23 protein-coding genes are annotated in these 19,970 nt (G+C 65.2%); 11 read left to right on the top strand and 12 right to left on the bottom strand.

What is annotated here, in order from left to right:
- Positions 1-4 precede the first annotated feature (4 nt).
- Genes AAHS21_RS00580 through AAHS21_RS00570 form a run of 3 tightly spaced genes read left to right on the top strand, consistent with a single transcriptional unit; the run spans position 5 to position 1,763 of the window.
- Positions 5-415, top strand: a complete 411-nt coding sequence (locus AAHS21_RS00580; RefSeq protein ID WP_342925812.1) for a cupredoxin family copper-binding protein — start codon at positions 5-7, stop codon at positions 413-415.
- 35 nt (positions 416-450) lie between these two features.
- Positions 451-1,359, top strand: coding sequence for a metallophosphoesterase (locus AAHS21_RS00575; protein WP_342926522.1), 909 nt, complete (start codon positions 451-453; stop codon positions 1,357-1,359).
- The gene (locus AAHS21_RS00570) at positions 1,356-1,763 is read left to right on the top strand and encodes a hypothetical protein (RefSeq protein ID WP_342925811.1); all 408 of its coding nucleotides are present in this window, start codon (positions 1,356-1,358) and stop codon (positions 1,761-1,763) included. The genes AAHS21_RS00575 and AAHS21_RS00570 overlap by 4 nt, the downstream gene beginning before the upstream one ends.
- Here the strand turns inward: AAHS21_RS00570 and AAHS21_RS00565 are convergent.
- The 9 genes from AAHS21_RS00565 to AAHS21_RS00525 all read right to left on the bottom strand — a co-directional run bounded on the left by AAHS21_RS00565 (position 1,714) and on the right by AAHS21_RS00525 (position 12,024).
- A complete protein-coding gene (locus AAHS21_RS00565; RefSeq protein ID WP_342925810.1) occupies positions 1,714-2,787 on the bottom strand; it encodes an acyltransferase in 1,074 nt (357 codons plus the stop codon). The genes AAHS21_RS00570 and AAHS21_RS00565 overlap by 50 nt on opposite strands.
- 118 nt (positions 2,788-2,905) lie before the next feature.
- Positions 2,906-3,982: an acyltransferase gene (locus AAHS21_RS00560; protein WP_342925809.1), complete on the bottom strand. Its 1,077-nt coding sequence runs from the start codon at positions 3,980-3,982 to the stop codon at positions 2,906-2,908.
- Between the two features lie 111 nt (positions 3,983-4,093).
- On the bottom strand, positions 4,094-5,233 hold the full coding sequence (locus tag AAHS21_RS00555; RefSeq protein ID WP_342925808.1) for an acyltransferase: 1,140 nt from the start codon (positions 5,231-5,233) through the stop codon (positions 4,094-4,096).
- Positions 5,234-5,418: 185 nt separating this feature from the next.
- Entirely contained in the window at positions 5,419-6,030 is a 612-nt protein-coding gene (gene rfbC, locus AAHS21_RS00550) for a dTDP-4-dehydrorhamnose 3,5-epimerase (RefSeq protein WP_342925807.1), read from the bottom strand.
- Position 6,031: 1 nt separating this feature from the next.
- Positions 6,032-7,027 (bottom strand): dTDP-glucose 4,6-dehydratase, encoded by a 996-nt coding sequence (gene rfbB, locus AAHS21_RS00545; protein WP_342925806.1) that lies wholly within the window; start codon positions 7,025-7,027, stop codon positions 6,032-6,034.
- A gap of 26 nt (positions 7,028-7,053) precedes the next feature.
- Entirely contained in the window at positions 7,054-7,920 is an 867-nt protein-coding gene (locus AAHS21_RS00540; protein ID WP_342925805.1) for an LLM class F420-dependent oxidoreductase, read from the bottom strand.
- Positions 7,921-7,941: 21 nt separating this feature from the next.
- A complete protein-coding gene (locus tag AAHS21_RS00535; protein WP_342925804.1) occupies positions 7,942-8,793 on the bottom strand; it encodes an LLM class F420-dependent oxidoreductase in 852 nt (283 codons plus the stop codon).
- 28 nt (positions 8,794-8,821) lie between these two features.
- Positions 8,822-10,333 carry an ATP-binding protein gene (locus AAHS21_RS00530; RefSeq protein WP_342925803.1) on the bottom strand — a complete coding sequence of 504 codons (1,512 nt, stop codon included), beginning with the start codon at positions 10,331-10,333 and terminating at the stop codon, positions 8,822-8,824.
- Between the two features lie 14 nt (positions 10,334-10,347).
- The gene (locus AAHS21_RS00525) at positions 10,348-12,024 is read right to left on the bottom strand and encodes an FAD-dependent oxidoreductase (protein ID WP_342925802.1); all 1,677 of its coding nucleotides are present in this window, start codon (positions 12,022-12,024) and stop codon (positions 10,348-10,350) included.
- Between the two features lie 258 nt (positions 12,025-12,282).
- Between AAHS21_RS00525 and infA the strand changes: the two genes are divergently transcribed.
- The 8 genes from infA to truA all read left to right on the top strand — a co-directional run bounded on the left by infA (position 12,283) and on the right by truA (position 16,860).
- Entirely contained in the window at positions 12,283-12,504 is a 222-nt protein-coding gene (gene infA, locus AAHS21_RS00520; RefSeq protein WP_003418601.1) for a translation initiation factor IF-1, read from the top strand.
- A 33-nt stretch (positions 12,505-12,537) separates the two neighbouring features.
- Positions 12,538-12,651 carry a 50S ribosomal protein L36 gene (gene rpmJ, locus AAHS21_RS00515; protein WP_003879483.1) on the top strand — a complete coding sequence of 38 codons (114 nt, stop codon included), beginning with the start codon at positions 12,538-12,540 and terminating at the stop codon, positions 12,649-12,651.
- A gap of 150 nt (positions 12,652-12,801) precedes the next feature.
- On the top strand, positions 12,802-13,176 hold the full coding sequence (gene rpsM / locus AAHS21_RS00510) for a 30S ribosomal protein S13 (protein ID WP_025737540.1): 375 nt from the start codon (positions 12,802-12,804) through the stop codon (positions 13,174-13,176).
- Between the two features lie 6 nt (positions 13,177-13,182).
- Positions 13,183-13,602, top strand: a complete 420-nt coding sequence (rpsK, locus tag AAHS21_RS00505) for a 30S ribosomal protein S11 (protein WP_342925801.1) — start codon at positions 13,183-13,185, stop codon at positions 13,600-13,602.
- 9 nt (positions 13,603-13,611) lie between these two features.
- Positions 13,612-14,217 (top strand): 30S ribosomal protein S4, encoded by a 606-nt coding sequence (gene rpsD / locus AAHS21_RS00500; RefSeq protein WP_342925800.1) that lies wholly within the window; start codon positions 13,612-13,614, stop codon positions 14,215-14,217.
- A gap of 85 nt (positions 14,218-14,302) precedes the next feature.
- Positions 14,303-15,346, top strand: a complete 1,044-nt coding sequence (locus AAHS21_RS00495) for a DNA-directed RNA polymerase subunit alpha (RefSeq protein ID WP_096284885.1) — start codon at positions 14,303-14,305, stop codon at positions 15,344-15,346.
- Positions 15,347-15,404: 58 nt separating this feature from the next.
- Positions 15,405-16,022, top strand: a complete 618-nt coding sequence (gene rplQ / locus AAHS21_RS00490; RefSeq protein ID WP_342925799.1) for a 50S ribosomal protein L17 — start codon at positions 15,405-15,407, stop codon at positions 16,020-16,022.
- Entirely contained in the window at positions 16,000-16,860 is an 861-nt protein-coding gene (gene truA, locus AAHS21_RS00485; RefSeq protein WP_342925798.1) for a tRNA pseudouridine(38-40) synthase TruA, read from the top strand. Before rplQ ends, truA begins: the two co-directional genes overlap by 23 nt.
- Here truA and AAHS21_RS00480 read toward each other — a convergent pair.
- The 3 genes from AAHS21_RS00480 to AAHS21_RS00470 all read right to left on the bottom strand — a co-directional run bounded on the left by AAHS21_RS00480 (position 16,857) and on the right by AAHS21_RS00470 (position 19,966).
- Positions 16,857-18,494, bottom strand: coding sequence for a hypothetical protein (locus AAHS21_RS00480; protein ID WP_342925797.1), 1,638 nt, complete (start codon positions 18,492-18,494; stop codon positions 16,857-16,859). The two genes, truA and AAHS21_RS00480, sit on opposite strands and share 4 nt — an antisense overlap.
- Positions 18,495-18,571: 77 nt before the next feature.
- Positions 18,572-19,216, bottom strand: coding sequence for a cutinase family protein (locus AAHS21_RS00475; protein WP_342925796.1), 645 nt, complete (start codon positions 19,214-19,216; stop codon positions 18,572-18,574).
- Between the two features lie 87 nt (positions 19,217-19,303).
- Entirely contained in the window at positions 19,304-19,966 is a 663-nt protein-coding gene (locus tag AAHS21_RS00470) for a cutinase family protein (protein ID WP_342925795.1), read from the bottom strand.
- Positions 19,967-19,970 lie beyond the last annotated feature (4 nt).

Below are 19,970 nucleotides of genomic sequence, written 5' to 3'. Positions count from 1 at the left end.
GGGCATGATGATTGCCACGTTCCGAAAACACCTTGCCTTGCTGGCGGCGGGGGCGCTGTTGCTGGCCGGGTGCTCCGCGTCGCGGCCCGATGCGCACGCGTCGGTCACCATGAAGCCGGATTCCGGTGCGACGCCATCGGTGACCGCGCCGTCGGCACCGGCCAGCGGTAACCAGGTCACCATCGACGGCTTCGCGTTCGCTCCCGCCACGCTGAAGGTCAGCGTGGGTACCACGGTCACCTGGATCAATCGTGACGAAGAACCCCACACCGTGGCCGCCAGCGACGGTTCGTTTCATTCACCCGGCATGGGGACGGGAGCCAGTTTCACCCATACCTTCTCCACCGCAGGGACTTTCGACTACGTCTGCTCGATTCACCCGATGATGCACGGCACCGTGGTGGTGACGCAGTGAATACCGACACGAACACCAACCGCGGCCCCAACACGATGAGTCGCCGGCAGCTGATCCGGCACGGGGCATGGTTCGGTGCGGCGGTGGGGTTCGCCGTCGCCGGTGGCGAGGTGATCTCCCATGTCGCCGGGGCCGCCGCGGCCGAGCACGCGAAGACCCGGCCCGCCCTGCGCTTCGCCCAGATCAGCGACAGTCACCTCGGCTTCACCGGTGCGCCCAACCCGGACGTGTCCGGCACCTTCGGCCACGCCATCGATCAGGTCAACAACCTCGGCTACACACCCGATTTCGTCGTCCACACCGGTGACCTCACGCACCTGTCCACCCCCGAGCAGTTCGACCAGGTGAAGCAGATGATGGGCGGGCTGAAGACGCCGCACGTGTTCACCGTCCCGGGGGAGCACGACTCGGTCGACGACGCGGGTCAGAAGTACCGCAAGGTATTCGGGGCGGGATCGGTAGGTGACGGGTGGTACAGCTTCGACACCGCCGGCGTTCACGTGATCGCACTGGTCAACACGCTGAACCTGCGCAAGCTCGGACATCTCGGCGTCGATCAGCTGGAGTTCGTCGAGAAGGACGTCGCGGGCCTGTCCAGCGACACGCCGATCATCGTGTTCAGTCACATCCCGCTGTTCGCGATGTACCCGGACTGGGGCTGGGGCACCGACGACGCCACCCAGGCCCTCAGTTACCTGCGCCGGTTTTCCTCGGTGACATGCATCAACGGCCATGTCCACCAAGTGTTTTCGAAGACTGAAGGCAATGTGTCGTTCTACAGCGGGACCACGACCGCCTACCCGCTGCCGCACCCCGGCGATGGGCCGGCACCCAAGCCGATCACGCTGCCGGCCGGCAAGCTGCACGACGCGCTCGGCATTCGGGAGGTCAGTTACACCAAGGGTGAGACCGCCCTGGCGTTGAAAGAACAGAGGCTGCAATGAATATCTTGATCCGGGTGGGCTTTGCCGCGTCGTTGCTCGCCAGTGCCGCCAGCCATGCCTACCTGTATGTCCATGGATACCAGCATATTCCAACGATCGGTACCGGGTTCCTGGTGCAGGCCAGTGTCTCGTTCGCGGTAGCCGTGCTGATCCTGGTGGGTGGTCCCTGGTGGCTGCGCTGGGCCGGGGCCGCGATCTCCGGCGGTTCGCTGGTAGCCTTCGCATTGTCGCGCACCGCCGGACTTTTCGGCTTTTCCGAGCAGGGTTGGGACCCGGCGCCGTACGCGGCGATCAGCGTCGGAGCCGAAGTGCTGACCGTGCTGTTGTGGACGCTTGCCGACCTTCCCGGCGGCCTCAGGTTCGGCTGGCTTCGGAGAGCTCGGCGTCAACCGGCTTCTTCTTGAATCGAGATTTCAGGGCCAGTGCCGGCTTTTCGATCAGGAACCAGCTCAGAGCGGCCAGCGGCAGGGTAGCGATCGTCGCAATGACAGCGAACACAAAGGGATTCGTACCGACCAGCCCGCTGATAACAAGCAACTGCTGGACCGGGAAAGCGTAAATGTAGACGCCGTAGGACAGATCCGTGGGCAACCGCAAATACCTGTTGTGGACCAGCGCGCCGGAAACGATGACGGCGTATGCCAACGGAACGGCGCCGACCAGCCGGTAGTCAGGGAGCAGGCCGCTCAGCACGACGATGCCCACACACAGCGCGACCAGTGACCAGCGAGCGGGAATCATGTCTTTCCACTGGTATACCAAGGCGCCCGCGGCAAACACGATGGCGAAGCGCGCGATGCATTGCTCGTTGCTCCATATTCCGGGAAATGTCATGGGCGGCAAGCACGCAGCGAGAAGCAACGCCAATGCCAACACCACCGCAGAAGTCCATCGACGCGCGGCCAGTCCCACCAGCCCGAGGATCGCCACGCCGGCGTAGCACAGCACCTCATAGATGAGGGTCCACAGCGATCCATTCCACATCCCCACAATGGGGACTCCGGTCGGCGTGCCACCGACATCGAACTTGAGCACCGCGACGGCGGCGTTTTCCACCACGTACTCGAATGGCGCGCTGGACAACAGCAGCCTTAGTGCCGGCCCACCCTGAATCGCCACACCGACCGGCGCGATGACAAACGCGGTCACCGCCAGGCAGACATAGAGCCCGGGGAGAATGCGAACAGCGCGGTGGACGAGATAGTCACGGATTTGCGGGTTGTTGAGCCAGCTCGCGGTGATCAGGAAGCCCGAGATCGCAAAGAACCCGTCGACGCCCACCCCGAACAGCAATTGCCGTATGTGCGCGGACGGCAGGACGCCACCGGTGACGGCGAACGAATGCCAAAGGATCACTTCGGCGGCCATGGCCAGCCGCAACGCATTCAGTGCATTGCTTCGCGGATCGAATACTTGCCCGAGTTTCATCCGTTATCACCAGCCGTCCCCGTTCCCGGCATTAACCTGTTCCTGCATTTAAGCGCATTGTGTCGTCTTCGCATCGGGTCTTTGGTCCCGAAAACGCGGTTCGCCATCCCGGCCGGCGTCAGGATTTGCCCGCTGTGGCGAGCTGCGCGCCAGACCATTTCCGTTTGAGCCGAAACTTGAGAGACTGCGCGGGTTTTTCGATCGCGAACCAACTCAGTGTGGCCAGCGGCACCACCACTGTCGCCGACACACCGGCGAACGCTATCGGATTCAGCGTCGCGAGACCGCAACTGGCCAGCAACTGCTGAGTCGGGAACGCGTAGATGTAGACGCCGTAGGAAAGATCGGTACGCAAGCGCAAGCGTCGGTGGTGGATCTTGGCTGCCGAAACGATGACGGCATAGGCCAGTGGCAGGGCAGCGACCACCCGGTAGTCGGGCAGCCGGACGGCGGCGACCGCAACGATGACGACGCTGACCGCGACGAGTGACCATCGAGCGGGCATCACATCGCGCCACTGATACAGCAGCGCACCCGCGGCGAACATGATCGCCGAACGCACCGCGAGCTGTGAGAAAGTCCATACTCCCGGGAAGGCTAGCGGCGGCACCAACATCGCGCCAATTGTGGCCACGCCCAGCAGTACTGGTGAAATCCAGCGATGATTGGCCAGGCCGGCCAGCCCGATACCGGCAACGGTGAGATAGCACATCAGTTCCCAGATCAGCGACCACAGCGAAGCGTTCCAGCCACCGACGGCAAAGGGGACGCCGCGCGGGGTTCCGCCGATGAAGTGCTGGATGTAGGCCACCGCACCGTTTTTCAGGACGTACTCGAACGGCGCGAACGACCTCAGCAGCCGCACGGCCGAACCACCTGCGATCGCCGCATTGAGCGGGGCGAACACGAACGCGGTGACGATCAGGCAGGCGTAGAACCCGGGCAGAATGCGCAGCGCCCGAGCCGCGAGAAAGTCACGCAGCTTCGGATCGGTGAGCCAACTCGCGGTGATCAGGAATCCCGAAATCGCAAAGAAGCCGTCAACACCCACCGAGAAGAGCAGCTGGCGCAGCACGTGCGGCGGGGTGCGGCCGGTGACCGCCCAGGAATGGAACAGCATGACTTCGGCGGCCAGCCCCAGTCGAAACAGGTTCAGCGCGTTGTTTCGGGGATCAAAAATCTGACCCAGCTTCATAGCCCCCGCCTGCATCCCTCGACAACCCCTGTCGGGCGCCCGAATACGGCACCGGATGCCCAAGGTAGTCGATTTCACGCCCCCGGCGAGCGAGGGCGAAAGCAGGCCTGTCTACGCCGTGCCCTGAGCGTCGGAAGCCGGCTGCCCGGCGGTCGGATCGATCGCCGGGGTGCCTTGTGCATTGTCAGCTTCGGCGTCTACGGGAGTAGCCCACTTCCGTTTGAGACGAGACTTCAGCGCCATCGACGGCTTCTCGACGCAGAACCAGCTCATCGCAGCCAGCGGCAGCGTCGCGACTACCGCAACGACAAAGAACACCGCCGGATGTAGGAATCCGAGCCCAAAAACCACTAGCAACTGCTGAGTCGGAAATGCATAAATGTAGTAGCCGTAGGACAGATCCGTACGTAACGTCAGGCGCTTCTTGCGGATGAGGGCACCCGAAACAATCACGGCGTATGCCAGCGGAAGGGCAGCGACCACCCGGTAATCCGGCAACAGCACGGCGGCTGCGACGACGATGACCACGCTGACCGCGACGAGCGACCACCGAGCGGGAATCACGTCACGCCACTGATACATCAGGGCGCCAGCGGAAAACATGATGGCCGAGCGCACGGCGAGCTGGGGGATGGTCCATGACCCGGGGAAGGTCAGTGGCGGTAACAGTGTCGCGGCACTCGCCGCGAGCACCAGGATCGCGGGCGAAATCCAGCGGCGGTTGGCAAGCCCGACAAGGCCGATCACGGCAATGCTGATGTAGCACAGCACTTCCCAGATCAGGGACCATAGCGAAGCGTTCCAGATTCCCGGGGACGCGACCTGCAGCGGTGTCCCGGCGACATCGAACTGAAGCACCGCCACCAGGGTGGCGTTTTTCAAGACGTATTCGAACGGCGCGCTGGACAGCAGTAGCTTCGCCGGCGAGCCGCCCTGGACCGCGACGCTGAGCGGGGCAAAAACGAACGCGGTGACGATCAGGCAGACGTAGAGCCCGGGCAGAATGCGCAGGGCTCGGGCGGCGAGATAGTCACGGACGTGCGGGTCGCGGAGCCAACTCGCGGTGATCAAGAATCCCGAGATCGCGAAGAACCCGTCGACGCCCACCGCGAACATCAGCTGAAGTAGCGCGTGCGGCGGCATGTGGCCCGTGATCGGCCAGGAGTGAAACAGCATGACCTCAGCGGCCAACCCCAGCCGAAACAGGTTCAACGCGTTACATCGAGGATCGAACACCTCCGCTAACTTCATGCGTACAAATCCGTATCTGTCGTCGACCCGCGCGGCCGGCCAGAATTTCCGCACGGAATGCCCAAGTTAGTCGATGAACCCGCGACAAACGTGGGTTTAATGCCAACCCGACGTTGCCGCTTTGCTACGCGCAGGTGGCGCCGACGTCCACAAGCTTCAGCAGTTGCGGTTCGGCGGTCAGTATTTCAGGATTTGCCGCGCAGCTGGGATGCAAACTGCTGCGCCTCGTCCCAGGTGGGCAGCAGCCCGGCGGCGCGCACTTCGGCGAAGCTGGGGGCAACGGCGTCGCGGTCGGACAAACTTGGGGCGACACCGTCGACCAGCGGCCAGTCGATGCCCAGGGCCGGGTCGGTGGCGCGGATGGTGTGCTCGCGCTGTGGGCTGTATTCCGCGGAGCACAAGTACATCACTGTCGAATCATCTTGCAGCGCAAGGAAACCGTGCCCGAGGCCCTCGGAGATGTAGATGGTGCGCCGGTCCTGGTCGTCGAGCAGTACCGAGTCCCATTGGCCGAATGTCGGTGAGCCGACCCGAATGTCGACCACTACGTCGAACACCGCACCTCGCACGCAGGTCACGTATTTGGCCTGGCTGGGGGGGAGCTGGGCGAAGTGCAGCCCGCGCAGCACCCCGGCGGCCGATACCGAGCAATTGGCCTGTTGCACATTCAGCCCATGACCGGCGAACGAACCGAAATCGGTGTTTTTCAGCCATTCGAAGAACATGCCGCGCGAATCGCCGTGAATTCTCGGGGTGATTTCCCAGGCGCCGGGCACCTTGAGTTCACGAACTTCCATCTCACTGCCCCCGTTGTTCGTAGCGGGCTTCCGATGCGTCCTTCAGCGGACGCCACCAGGATTCGTTTGCCCGATACCAGTCGATGGTTTCAGCCAATCCCTCTTCGAAGTCGGTGTGCTTTGGCGCCCAGTGCAATTCGTCACACAGCAGCGACGGATCGATGGCGTAGCGCAGATCGTGGCCGACGCGGTCGGTGACGTGGTCGAAGTCGTCTTCGTCGCGCCCCATCATGCGCAGCAGCGTGCGCAGCACGGTCAGGTTGTCGCGCTCGCCCTCGGCGGAGATCAGGTAGGTCTGACCGATCTGGCCCTTGTCCAGGATCTGCCAGACCGCGCTGTTGTGGTCGTCGACGTGGATCCAGTCGCGGACATTGGCGCCGGCGCCGTACAGCTTGCACCGTCTGCCGGTCAGCACGTTGGTGATCTGGCGCGGGATGAACTTCTCGATGTGCTGATACGGCCCGTAGTTGTTCGAGCAGTTGGACAGCGTCGCGCGCACGCCGTACGAGCGAACCCACGCCCGGACCAGCATGTCGGCCGCGGCCTTGGTTGCCGAGTACGGGCTCGACGGGTTGTACGGCGTCGACTCGGTGAAGCGCTGCGGGTCGTCGAGCTCGAGATCGCCGTAGACCTCGTCGGTCGAGATGTGGTGCAGCCGCACCCCGCGACGGCGTACCGCTTCCAGGATCGTGTACGTGCCGACCACGTTCGTGTGCAAAAACGGCTCGGGATTGTCCAGCGCGTTGTCGACGTGGCTCTCCGCGGCGAAGTGCACCACCGCGTCGGATTCGGCGATCAGCCTAGACACCAGCTCGGCGTCGCAGATGTCGCCCTCGACCAGCCTGATCGCGTCGTCGACGTCGGCCAGCGATTCACGCCGGCCGGCGTAAGTCAGGGCGTCCAGCACCGTTACTGAAACGTCGGGACGTTCGCGCACGGTGCTGTGCACGAAATTCGCGCCGATGAAACCGGCGCCACCAGTGACCAGCAGCCGCATGGTCAAACCCTAACCGAGGGCAGCGGTCAGCTCGCGGGGGTCAGCCCAAGCGGCCCAGCCAGTTCTCTCAGCGCGGGCAGCAGCGTCTCTTCGTTGTAGCCGCCCAGCACCTGGATGGCGACGTGGTCGGCGCCGGCGTCGAGGTGCTCGCTCAGCCGCTTCACGATGGCCTCCGGGGTGCCGTACGCGACCACCGCGTCGATCAGCCGGTCGCTGCCGGGCGTGCGCACGTCGGCCTCGGTGAATCCCAGCCGCAGCCAGTTGTTCACGTAGTTGCTCAGCCCCAGATAGTGCTGGACGATCTGACGGCCGGCCTCGCGTGCCTTATCGCGGTCGGTGGTCAGCACCACCTTGTGCTCCGGGGCCAGGAACACCGAATTGCCGAGCTGTTCGCGCGCCCTGGCCGTGTGCTCGGGCGTGGTCAGGTACGGGTGGGCACCGGCGCTGCGTTCGGCGGACAGCGCCAACACCTTGGGCCCGAGCGCGGCGAGCACCCGCCGGCTGGTCGGCACCAGTGCCTCGTCGAGGGCATCGAGATAGCCGACCAGCGCGGCGTAGGGCTTGACGTACTCCTGGGTGTGCTCGGGGTGTCCCACCCCGATGCCGAGCAAAAACCTTCCAGGGTAAGCACTTTCGATGCGCTTGAACGACTCGGCGACGGGTGCGGCCGGCGCCGTCCAGATGTTGACGATGCCGGTGGCCAGTTGCAGCGAAGTGGTCTGCGCCAGCGCCGGTTCCACCCACGCCAGATCGGCGTCCGGTGACCCGCCGATCCAGGCCGCCGAATACCCGAGGGCTTCGATCTCGGCGGCCAGCTCGGGCGTGATGGATCGGGTCGGCAGCCAGGCGCCGTAGCGGCCGAGGTTGGGTTTGAGTGCTGCGGCGTCGTTCATCGAGGTCCCCTCCGCGGTCGATTACGAACGGTTCAGTCCGAGCGGCCCCGCCAATTCAGCCAAAGCCGACACCAGGTTTTCATCTTTGGTGAGGACCTGCACGGGCACGTGGTCGGCCCCTGCCTCGAGATGCTCGTTGAGCCGCGCGGCGATCGCGTCGGCAGTGCCGTAGGCCACCACCGCGTCGACCAGGCGGTCGCTGCCCGGACGGACGACCTCGTCCTCGCCGAAGCCCGACCGCTTCCAGTTGTTGCGGTAGTTGGCCAGGTTGAAGTAGATGTCCAGCGCCTTGCGCCCGACGGCGCGGGCCTCGTCGGCGTCAGTGGTCAGCACCACCTTGTGCTCAGGTGCCAAGAATGCCGACGGCCCGATCAGCTCGCGCGCCTGCGCGGTGTGCTCCGGCGTCGTCAAATACGGGTGCGCGCCGGCGCTGCGCTGCGCCGAGAGGCCCAGCACCCGTGGCCCCAGCGCGGCCACCACCCGGCGATGGGCGGGCACGCCGTACTCGTCGAGTGAGTCCAGGTACTCGACCAGCGCGTCGTAGGGCTTGCGATATTCGCTGATCACCTCGCGGTGGCCGACGCCGATGCCGAGCACAAAACGATCCGGATAGGCCTGGTCGATCCGATGGAACGACTCGGCGACCTCGTTGGCGGGTGCGGTCCAAATGTTTACGATGCCGGTGGCCACCTGCAACGTGCTCGTCGCTTCCAGGATGGGCTCCACCCAGGCCAGCTCGGCTGGCGGTGACCCGCCTACCCAGAGGGCTCCGTAGCCCAGTGCCTCGATTTCCTTTGCTTGTTGCGGCGTTACGCCACGTCCGAACGATCCGAACCGGCCAAGATCGGGCTTGCTTGCAGCTGCATCGGTCATGCCGTCTCCAACCCGGTCGCCGTGGGTGCTATTCCGCCTCGTCCAGATCCTCGTCGTCATCCACGGCGGCGACGTCGGCGACGGGCATCTCCAGCGGCAGCAGGACGATGAATCGGGTGTCGCCGGGCACCGATTCCACCCGCAGGTCGCCGCGATGTTTCTTGACGACGATGTTGAACGCCAGATCCAGCCCGAGGCCGGTGCCCTCGCCGAAGGGTTTGGTGGTGAAGAACGGCTCGAAGATGTGCTCGCGGATATCGGCGGGGATGCCCGGCCCGGTGTCACAGATTTCGACCCGCGCCATGTTGTCGTGGTAGCGGCAGGTGCGCACGGTCAGCGTGCCGCCCGTATCGCGCATCGCGGCGAGCGCGTTGTCGATGATGTTGGTCCACACCTGATTGAGATCGCCTGGGTAGCAAGGGATTTCGGGTAACGATTTGTCGAAATCCTTGACGAGGGTGATCGATTTTTCGTCCTTGCTGCCGTCCTTGGTCAACCGGTCGGCGAACATCACCAGCGTGCTGTAGAGCAGGTCGTGCACGTTGGCCACCTGGAACGGGGCCCGATCCATCTGCGAGTACTGCTTGGCGTCGGCGACCAGTGCCGAAATCCGTTTACTCGCTTCGAGTATCTGGTTCATCAGCAGCTCGCTCTCGATGGTGTAGTTGATCCATCGAATCGCCATCTCCAGCGATGCCGACGCGGCCAGCTCGTCACTGACCGCGGCGATTCGCTCCAGCCAATCGGTGTCGATGCCGCCCTCGACGAACGTCGGCGCGATGTCCCAGCCGCCGTCGATGCCGTGCTCGTCCAGCCAGTCGCCGACGGCGTCCTCGCGGTCCGAGGTCTCCAGCGCACTCAGGTGTTCGGACGACTTCTTGGCGACCTGCTCGGCGACCCGCTCCTGCAATCGCACCAGCGCGCCCAGCACCTCGGGGGAGATCGTCCCGTCGGCGAGCATCGCCAGCTTGTGGCGCATATTGGCCACGCGTTCGCGCAGATCCGCTGCGGCCCGCGCGATCGCCGCGGCCGGGTTGTTGAGCTGGTGCGTCAGCCCGGCCGACAATCGGCCCAGCGCCAGCAGCTTCTCCCGGTTGTCGATGATGCGGCGGGTCCGGTCCGTGCCGACGGCGATGCCGTCGAGCAGGTGCACCGCCATCGGGAACTGGTCGCGCATGAACTGGGCGAACACCGGCGCGTCCATCACGAAAAACCGCGACGGCTTGGTCACGTGCACCGAGGCGTCGTAGGTCTTCTGCTTCCCGCCGGTGAACGCCCGCCAGGCCCCCGCGTACACGCCGCGTTGCGAGGTGCGGTTGGTTTCGATGTCCTGGCCGCCGGACAGCTTGGACATCGTCAGTTCGCCCTCGAGCAGCACGTAGAAGCAGGTCGCCGGTTCGCCTTCCACACAGATCGGCCCCGGCTGGTACTCCTCGATGCACCCGTTGCTGCACAGCACCGCGAGCTGTTCGTCGGTCAGAGACTCGAACAGGAACAGGGAGCGCAGTTCGTCGGGCTCACACGGCGTATCGGCGGTCATGACGCGCGACCCTCCTAGGACTCGGCCAGGTAGCGGTGGACCAGCATCACGGCCATCGACCCTTCACCGACGGCGGCCGCGACCCGTTTGGCGGACGTGGAGCGGACATCGCCGGTGGCGAAGACGCCCGGCACGCTGGTTTCCAGGTGATGCGGTGGCCGGTCCAGCGTCCAGCCGCACACGTTGCGCAGGTCCGGGCCGGTCAGGATGAAGCCGTGGTGGTCGCGGGCCAGCACCCCGTCCAGCCATTCGGTGCGCGGGGCGGCGCCGATGAAGATGAACATCCGGCCGCAGGCGACGTCCTCGACTTGCTCGGTCCGGTTGTTGACCAGGGTCAGCTTCTCCAGGTGGCCGTCGCCGGTGGCGCGTCGCACTTCGGTGCAGGTCAGCACGTTGATCTTGGGATTCGCCTCGATCTGCTGGATCAGGTAGTACGACATCGACGCCTCCAGCGACGGAGCGCGCACCACGATGTTGACCGATTTGGCCGTGCGCGACAGATACATCGCGGCCTGGCCGGCGGAGTTGGCGCCGCCGATCACATAGACCTCTTCGTCCTCGCAGTCCGAGGCGATCGACACCGCGGCGCCGTAGTAGACGCCGCAGCCGGTCAGCTCCGTGAGTCCCTCGGCGCTCAGCTGACGGTAGGAGACACCGGTGGCCAGGATGACGGCGTGCGCGTCGATCGACCCGCCGTCGGCGAAGCGCACGGTGCGCTTGGATCCGTTCACCTCGAGGCCGGTCGCCCTGCGGGCGGTGATGATCTCGGCGCCGAACTTCTCGGCCTGCCGGCGTGCCCGCTCGGCCAGCTGGCCACCCGATACTCCGTCCGGGAAGCCCAGGTAGTTCTCGATGCGCGAGCTCTGCCCGGCCTGCCCGCCGGTCGCGGTGTGCTCGATGAGCACCGTGCGCAGTCCCTCGGACGCGCCGTACACGGCGGCGGCCAGGCCCGCGGGCCCCCCGCCAATCACGATCAGGTCGTAGAACTCCTGCGACGGGGTGGAGGACAGGCCCAGTTTGTCGGCCAGCTCGGCGTCGGAGGGTTCCACCAGCGGGTCACCGTGCTCGGTGACGACGACGGGCAGCCGTTTGCCGTCTTCGCCGGCCGCCTGCAGGAGTCGCTCGCCGTCGGGCTCGTCGGCCATGAACCAGGTGTAGTAGAGGCCGTTGCGGGCCAGGAAGTCGCGCACCTCCCAGGACCGCGCCGACCAGCGATGCCCGATCACCTTGGTGTGCGGGATGGGGTGTTCCGGGGCCGCCCGCCAGGCCTCGAGCAGGCCGTCGATCACGGGGTAGAACTTCTCCTCCGGCGGATCCCACGGCTTGAGCAGGTAGTGGTCCAGGTCCACGACGTTGATCGCGTCGATCGCGGCGTGGGTGTCGGCGTAGGCGGTCAGCAGCACGCGGCGCGCCACCGGGTATAAATCCATCGCCTGTTCGAGAAACTCGATGCCGCTCATCTGCGGCATGCGGTAGTCGGCGATCAGCGCGGCAACTGTTTCGCCGCGCAGCTTGAGCTGCTTGAGGGTTTCCAGCGCCTCGGGACCGGCCTCGGCGCGCACGATGCGGTGGTCTTCGCCGTATTTGCGCCGCAGGTCCCGGGCCACAGCGCGGGAAACCGCGGGATCGTCGTCGACGGTCAGGATCACCGGTTTGCGTGCCTGCGCGGTGCCATCATGGGGACGTGTCATCGTGGTCAAGTATGCGCTTGTCAGGCCTGGTGTGGTGGGTCGAGGTGGCGCCCGCGAGCGCCCGGATCGCGGATTTTGGCCACGCCGCACGAGCGGGTACCATGGAACGACGGTGCGACATTTCGCGCCGGCTTTTTTGTGTGTCCGTTCCCTAGGAATTTCCTGTCACCGGCTCACGTTCCAAAGTCGGTGTGAATGCTGTGCCGTTGTTGGCGCAGACGACAACGAAACTAAACGACGAGGATTTGACGAGTAGTTATGGCCAAGAAGGACGGCGCCATCGAGGTCGAGGGCCGGGTGGTCGAACCTCTGCCCAATGCGATGTTTCGCATTGAGCTGGAGAACGGTCACAAGGTGCTTGCCCACATCAGCGGCAAGATGCGGCAGCACTACATCCGCATCCTGCCCGAGGACCGGGTGGTAGTGGAGCTGTCTCCCTACGACCTGTCCCGGGGCCGCATCGTGTACCGGTACAAGTAACCAAACAACAGACGAGAACAGGATCGAAGAGCCGTGAAGGTCAACCCCAGCGTGAAGCCGATTTGCGACAAGTGCAGGGTGATCCGTCGGCATGGGCGGGTCATGGTGATCTGCTCCGATCCACGCCACAAGCAGCGCCAGGGCTAACTCGCAGTAGCACCCACAACTGAATGCAGACCTCCCAGCACCACTGAGTGGATACGCCGCTCACCTACGCCCGGTCGGAGGCCGGGCCCCGAACAACTCGGGAACGGGCTGGGAAAAGACCTCCGCTTAGTAAAAGAGGAAACGCCACCTATGGCTCGACTAGTAGGCGTCGATCTGCCGCGTGACAAGCGGATGGAGATCGCGCTGACCTACATCTTCGGCATTGGCCGTACCCGCTCCAACGAGATCTTGGAAGCGACCGGCATCGACCGGAATCTGCGCACCCGGGACCTCACCGACGACCAGCTGACCCACCTGCGTGACTACATCGAGGCCAACCTCAAGGTCGAGGGTGACCTGCGCCGCGAGGTTCAGGCAGACATCCGCCGCAAGATCGAGATCGGCTGCTACCAGGGCCTGCGGCACCGCCGCGGCCTGCCAGTGCGTGGCCAGCGCACCAAGACCAACGCGCGTACCCGCAAGGGCCCCAAGCGCACCATCGCCGGCAAGAAGAAGGCCAGGTAACCGCCCATGCCACCAGCCAAGAAGGCATCAGCGTCGGCCCCCAAAAAGGGGCAGAAGACCCGCAAGCGGGAAAAGAAGAACATCCCGCACGGCGCCGCGCACATCAAGAGCACGTTCAACAACACGATCGTGAGCATCACCGACCCGCAGGGCAACGTCATCGCCTGGGCGTCGTCGGGCCACGTCGGCTTCAAGGGTTCGCGTAAGTCGACGCCGTTCGCCGCGCAGCTCGCCGCGGAGAACGCCGCGCGCAAGGCCCAGGAGCACGGGGTGCGCAAGGTCGACGTGTTCGTGAAGGGCCCGGGCTCGGGCCGGGAGACCGCGATCCGTTCGCTGCAGGCCGCGGGCCTGGAGGTCGGCGCGATTTCCGACGTCACCCCCCAGCCGCACAACGGCTGCCGCCCCCCCAAGCGCAGAAGGGTCTAGGTAAAAAACATGGCTCGTTACACCGGACCCATCACGCGCAAATCGCGCCGGCTGCGCACCGACCTCGTCGGTGGCGACCAGGCCTTCGAGAAGCGTCCCTACCCGCCCGGCCAGCACGGCCGCGCGCGGATCAAGGAAAGCGAATACCTGCTGCAGCTGCAGGAGAAGCAGAAGGCCCGCTTCACCTACGGCGTGATGGAAAAGCAGTTCCGTCGCTACTACGAAGAGGCCGTGCGCCACACCGGCAAGACCGGTGAGAACCTGCTGCAGATCCTGGAAAGCAGGCTGGACAACGTCGTGTACCGCGCCGGGCTGGCGCGCACCCGCCGGATGGCCCGCCAGCTGGTCAGCCACGGGCACTTCAGCGTCAACGGCGTGCACGTCAACGTGCCCAGCTACCGGGTGTCGCAGTACGACATCATCGACGTGCGGGACGGGTCGCTGAACACGGTGCCCTTCCAGATCGCGCGGGAGACGGCGGGCGACCGTCCGATCCCGAGCTGGCTGCAGGTGGTGGGGGAGCGTCAGCGCATCCTCGTGCACCAATTGCCCGAGCGCGCACAGATCGACGTGCCGCTCACCGAGCAGCTCATCGTCGAGTACTACTCGAAGTAGCTAAAGACTTCCAGTCGGCAGCCGCCGAACTGGAAAACCCTAACGGCATCAAATAGCGGGTGCCGAGAAGGAGAAAAGAAACACCATGCTGATTTCTCAGCGACCCACACTGTCCGAGGAAATCCTCACCGACAGCCGGTCCCAGTTCGTCATCGAACCGCTGGAGCCGGGTTTCGGTTACACCCTTGGCAATTCGCTGCGGCGCACGCTGCTGTCGTCGATTCCCGGCGCGGCCGTGACCAGCATTCGCATCGACGGCGTGCTGCACGAGTTCACCACCGTGCCCGGCGTCAAGGAGGATGTCACCGACATCATCCTGAACCTCAAGGGTCTGGTCGTGTCCTCCGAGGAGGACGAGCCGGTCACCATGTACCTGCGCAAGCAGGGCCCGGGCGAGGTCACCGCGGGTGACATCGTGCCGCCCGCCGGCGTCACGGTGCACAACCCCGGCATGCACATCGCGACGCTGAACGACAAGGGCAAGCTCGAAGTCGAGCTTGTCGTCGAGCGTGGTCGTGGTTACGTGCCGGCCGTGCAGAACCGCGCTTCCGGTGCCGAAATCGGCCGTATCCCAGTCGATTCCATCTACTCGCCGGTGCTCAAGGTCACCTACAAGGTGGACGCCACCCGGGTCGAGCAGCGCACCGACTTCGACAAGCTGATCCTGGACGTCGAGACCAAGAGTTCGATCACCCCCCGCGACGCCCTGGCGTCGGCGGGTAAGACCCTGGTCGAATTGTTCGGTCTGGCACGTGAACTCAACGTCGAGGCCGAGGGCATCGAGATCGGGCCGTCGCCGGCCGAGGCCGACCACATCGCCTCGTTCGCGCTGCCGATCGATGACCTGGATCTGACCGTGCGGTCCTACAACTGCCTCAAGCGTGAGGGTGTGCACACCGTCGGCGAGCTGGTCAGCCGCACCGAGTCCGACCTGCTGGACATCCGCAACTTCGGCCAGAAGTCCATCGACGAGGTCAAGGTCAAGCTGCACCAGCTGGGCCTGTCGCTCAAGGACAGCCCGCCGAGCTTCGACCCGTCGGAGGTCGCGGGTTACGACGTCGCCACGGGCACCTGGTCCAGCGAGGCGTCGTACGACGACGCGGACTACGCCGAAACCGAACAGCTTTAAAGAATCCGTCCCGGCCCTACCTGATACGGGGGTCGGCCGCTAAATAGGAGATAGTGCAATGCCCAAGCCCACCAAGGGCCCTCGCCTCGGCGGGTCGTCTTCGCACCAGAAGGCTCTGCTGGCCAACCTGGCCACGTCGCTGTTCGAGCACGGTCGCATCAAGACGACCGAACCGAAGGCACGTGCGCTGCGGCCATACGCGGAGAAGCTGATCACGCACGCGAAAAAGGGCACGCTGCACAATCGCCGAGAGGTGATGAAGAAGATCCGCGACAAGGACGTGGTGCACGCCCTTTTCGCGGAGATCGGGCCCCACTTCGCCGATCGTGAGGGTGGCTATACCCGCATCATCAAGGTCGAGGCGCGCAAGGGCGACAACGCCCCGATGGCCGTGATCGAGTTGGTGCAGGAAAAGACCGTCACCTCGGAGGCCGACCGGGCGCGTCGGGTGAAGGCTTCGAAGAAGACTTCGGAAGCGGCCTCTGCGCCGGTGGCCGCGGCCGCCGCGCCGCAGGCCGCGGTCGAGCCCGAGGCCGCCGAAGGCCCGACCGCCGAAGAGGCGACGGCTCCCGAGGCCGAAGAGACCACGACCGACGCGGCCGAGCCGGCTGCCGAGGCCGAGGCTGCCACCGAGCCCGAGGCCGCCGACGAGGGTGACGAGTCCTCCGACAAGTAGCGAAGACGTCCGTCTTAGGCTCGATATCGCCTACGACGGAACCGATTTCGCGGGCTGGGCAACGCAGGCGGGGCAGCGCACTGTCGCCGGCGTCATCGACGACGCGCTGACGACGGTTTTCCGCACGCCGGTAAAGCTGTGGGCGGCCGGGCGCACCGACACGGGAGTGCATGCCACCGGACAGGTGGCCCATGTCGATGTGCCCGCCGCCGCCTTGCCCAACGCCTACCCACGTTCGCCGCGCGCCGGCGACCCGGAATTCCTGCCGCTACTGCGCCGGCTGGGCCGCTTTTTACCCACCGACGTTCGGGTGCTCGGAATTGCCCGCGCCCCAGCTAGTTTCGATGCGCGCTTCTCGGCGCTGCGGCGTCATTACGAGTACCGGTTGTCGACGGCTGCCTACGGCGCGCAGCCGCAGCAGGCGCGCTACATCACCGCGTGGCCGCGGGAGCTGGATGTGGACGCGATGAGCGAGGCGTCGCAAGACCTGGTGGGGCTGAACGACTTTGCAGCTTTCTGCCGCTACCGCGACGGTGCCACCACGATTCGCGACCTGCAGCGGCTGGACTGGTCGCGCGACGGCGACCTGATCACCGCGCACGTCACCGCCGATGCGTTCTGCTGGCAGATGGTGCGCTCACTGGTCGGCGCGCTACTGGCCGTCGGCGAACACCGGCGCTCTCGAGAGTGGTGTCGTGAATTACTTAGCGCAACAACACGATCCAGTGATTTCGCGGCCGCTCCGGCGCAGGGTCTGACGTTGGTTGGCGTGGACTATCCGCGCGACGACGAGCTCGCGTCGCGCATCCTGATCACCCGGGATCTGCGCACCCGCTAGTGCTGGGCCCCCAGTAGATGCTCGGCCTGCTTGTCGGTGGCCAGGCACAGTGAGCAGATGTGCGCTTCGTGGACCTGGCAGGCCAGCATGTCGGGACGTTCGAAGTTGTGATTGCAGACGTGGCAGGTCAATTCATCGGCCGCGGGGTTGCCGTGCTCGTCGTACATCGGGACTTCGATGCCGTCGTCGGCGCGGCGCAGGTAGTACTTGCCCCGCGTCGCGATCGCCAGGATCGGCGGCATCACCAGCGCGACGACGATGGCGACCAACGGCGAATAAGGACGTAACTCGGGGCCTAGTCCACCGAAGAATGCGATGATCGACAGCCCCGCGGCCAGCAGCATGGAACCGAAGCCGACCGGGTTGACGGGGTACAACATGCCGCGGCGGAATTCGGGCGCCTTCGGCGACAGACCCAGCAAGTACTTGTTGAAGACGATGTCGGAAGCCACCGCCACCACCCACGCCATTCCGCAGTTGGCGTAGAAACCCAGGATCGTGTTGAGGAAGTCGAACATGTTGGCTTCCATCAGGATTAGTGCGATCGTCAGGTTCACGGCGAGGAAGACGACGCGGCCGGGGTAATGCTTGGTGACGCGGGTGAACGAGTTGGTCCAGGCCAGCGAACCCGAATAAGCGTTCGTCACATTGATTTTGATCTGGCTGAGCACCACCAGGATCACGGCCAGCGTAAGTGCCAGCCAGTCCGGCAGGAAGTTGCCGTAGATCTCGTCGAATTGGTGCACCGGCTGATTCGCGATCGACAGCGAACCCGTCAGGTGGAAGACGAGATAGATGGCCAGGAACAGCCCGACGATTTGCTTGATCGCGCCGAACAGCACCCAACCGGGACCGGCCAACACCACCCAGGTCCACCAGCTGCGGGAGTTTCGCGGCGTGCGCGGCGGCATGAACCGCAAGTAGTCGATCTGTTCGGCGATCTGGGCGATCAGCGCCAGGCACACGCCCGCGGCCAGCAGCGCCGAGCCGGCGTCGACGCCGCCGTGGGGCGCCTTGCCGGTGTAGGAGAAGAACTCGCCGACCGACTCGGGATGGCTGGTGACGAGATAGATGAATGGCGCGACCATCAGTAGCAGCCACAGCGGTGTGGTCCAAAGCTGAAGCTGGGAGAGCACTTTCATGCCGTAGATCACCAACGGGAAGATGACCAGCGTCGAGCAGGCGTAGCCGATCCACAGCGGAATATGCAAGCCCAGCTGCAGGCCTTGGGCCATGATCGAGCCTTCGAGCGCAAAAAAGATGAACGTGAACGTGGCAAAGATCACGTTGGTCACCACGGAGCCGTAGTAACCGAAGCCGCTGCCGCGGGTGATCAAATCCAGATCGATGTTGTAGCGCGCCGCGTAGTAGGCCAGCGGCAGTCCGGTCGCGATGATCACGACGGCGAAAATCCCGATTCCGCACAACGCATTTGCGGTGCCGTAGGTGATGCCGAGGTTGGCGCCGATCGCGAAGTCGGCCAGATACGCGATGCCGCCTAGTGCGGAGATGCCCACCACCGCGGTGGACCACCGGCGGTAGCTGCGCGGGGCAAAGCGCAGCGTGTAGTCTTCGAGCGTTTCCCGGGCAGCGGCTGGCGAGGTGTCACGGTCGGTCGCGGCGGTGGTCGTCACGACTGCATTGTCCGGTGACGTTGTGGCAATCGCCACTCGAGGTGCCTGGGAATTGCCTGTGCGCCTGTGGAATACGCCTACAGCTTGCCCGCGGCGAAGCCGGCCGCCTGATCGACCAATCCCGAGTCGATGTAGGAGGGCTGCAGATGCGACGCCCACACCGCCTTGCCGTTGCCGTTGCAGATCGGGTCGCCGGGGGCGCACTCCTCGATCGTCTTGCCGGCGAAGGCCGGGCTGAAGCCGGGGACGGGGCCGAGCACCCGCTGCGTGCCGTTGCCGAACAACGCGACCGCGGCCACGTGTTGATCGATGCCCGGAGGCAGCGGGTTCTTGAAGCCGAACGAGGGCTGGGTCACCGCGATCACCAGATCGGCGGCCACCGCCCCGAGCGAGTAGCCGCCGAGCACCTCGCGGGTGGTCGGGCAATGCTTGGCCATGTACTGGACGTGGCTGCTCATGTCGTTGGCGCCCTTGGCGGGATCGACGTCGGCGGGGTAGTTGACCCCGTAGACGCCGACCGGCAGCTGCGTCTTGGCGCGCAGCGAGTTCGCGAACGCATCACCGACCAGGCCGGCGCCCGGCGGTTCCTCGCGGCCGCGGGCGAACACCACCTCGGCACCCGGGCACGGTGGCCCCGCCGAGGCCACCGGAGCCAGCGCCAAAGCCGAGCCGGCGATCATGCATGTCGCGAACACTGCGTTGCCAAGCGGTCTAACCCCCATGAGCCGATGGTACGCATTTTCGGCGGGCTTTAGTGAACGGCCGTGATCACTCCGCGATCGCGGTGTTACCGGATCTTTGTGTGCGCGCTAGATCTTGGCGGCGACGATGTGAGCTGCTTTGTTGGTCAGTCCCGGCACGTAGCTCAGGTGCGCCTGCCACGAGTTGCCGTCGGAGCAGATCGGGTCGCCCGGGACGCACAGATTGAGGATCTTGTTGCCGAAGTCCGGGCTCAGGGCCGTCATCAGATTGCCGGCCCGCCCCGACGGATTCCCGAACAGGGCCACCGCGGCGACATGGTCGGCGGCCTCGGCCGGCAGCGGATCACGAAAGCCCAAGGCGGCTATGGGTGCGGCGGTGACGATGTCGATGACGGCGGCGCCCTGCGAGTAGCCGCCGAGCACCAGCTTGGTGCTGGGGCAGTGGTCGGCCATGTGCTGAATGTGGTTGCTGGCGTCGTTCGCGCCGTCGGTGGCGGCCAGAAAATCGTCGTTGGCGGGGTAGTTGACGGCGTAGGAGCCGATGTCGCGGCTGCTCTGGCGGCGCAGCGAATCGACGAACGCCCCGCCGACTTTGCCGAGGCCGGGGGGCTCGTCGGTGCCGCGGGCGAACACCACCTCGACGTCGGGGCACCCGGCAAACGCGCGGGGGATCAGCGGAGACCCGAACAGTATCGCGGCGCCCGCCAACAGTGCGGCGGCTGCCAAGAGGCAAATGTTATGCGCCCGTGATCTTTTCGCGGCAAGGCTCATGCCG

This window comes from Mycobacterium sp. 050272 (assembly GCF_039023525.1).
Taxonomy (GTDB): Bacteria; Actinomycetota; Actinomycetes; order Mycobacteriales; family Mycobacteriaceae; genus Mycobacterium.
Note: the sequence above shows the minus strand (reverse complement) of the source record. Positions and strands in the feature narration are given on the sequence as shown.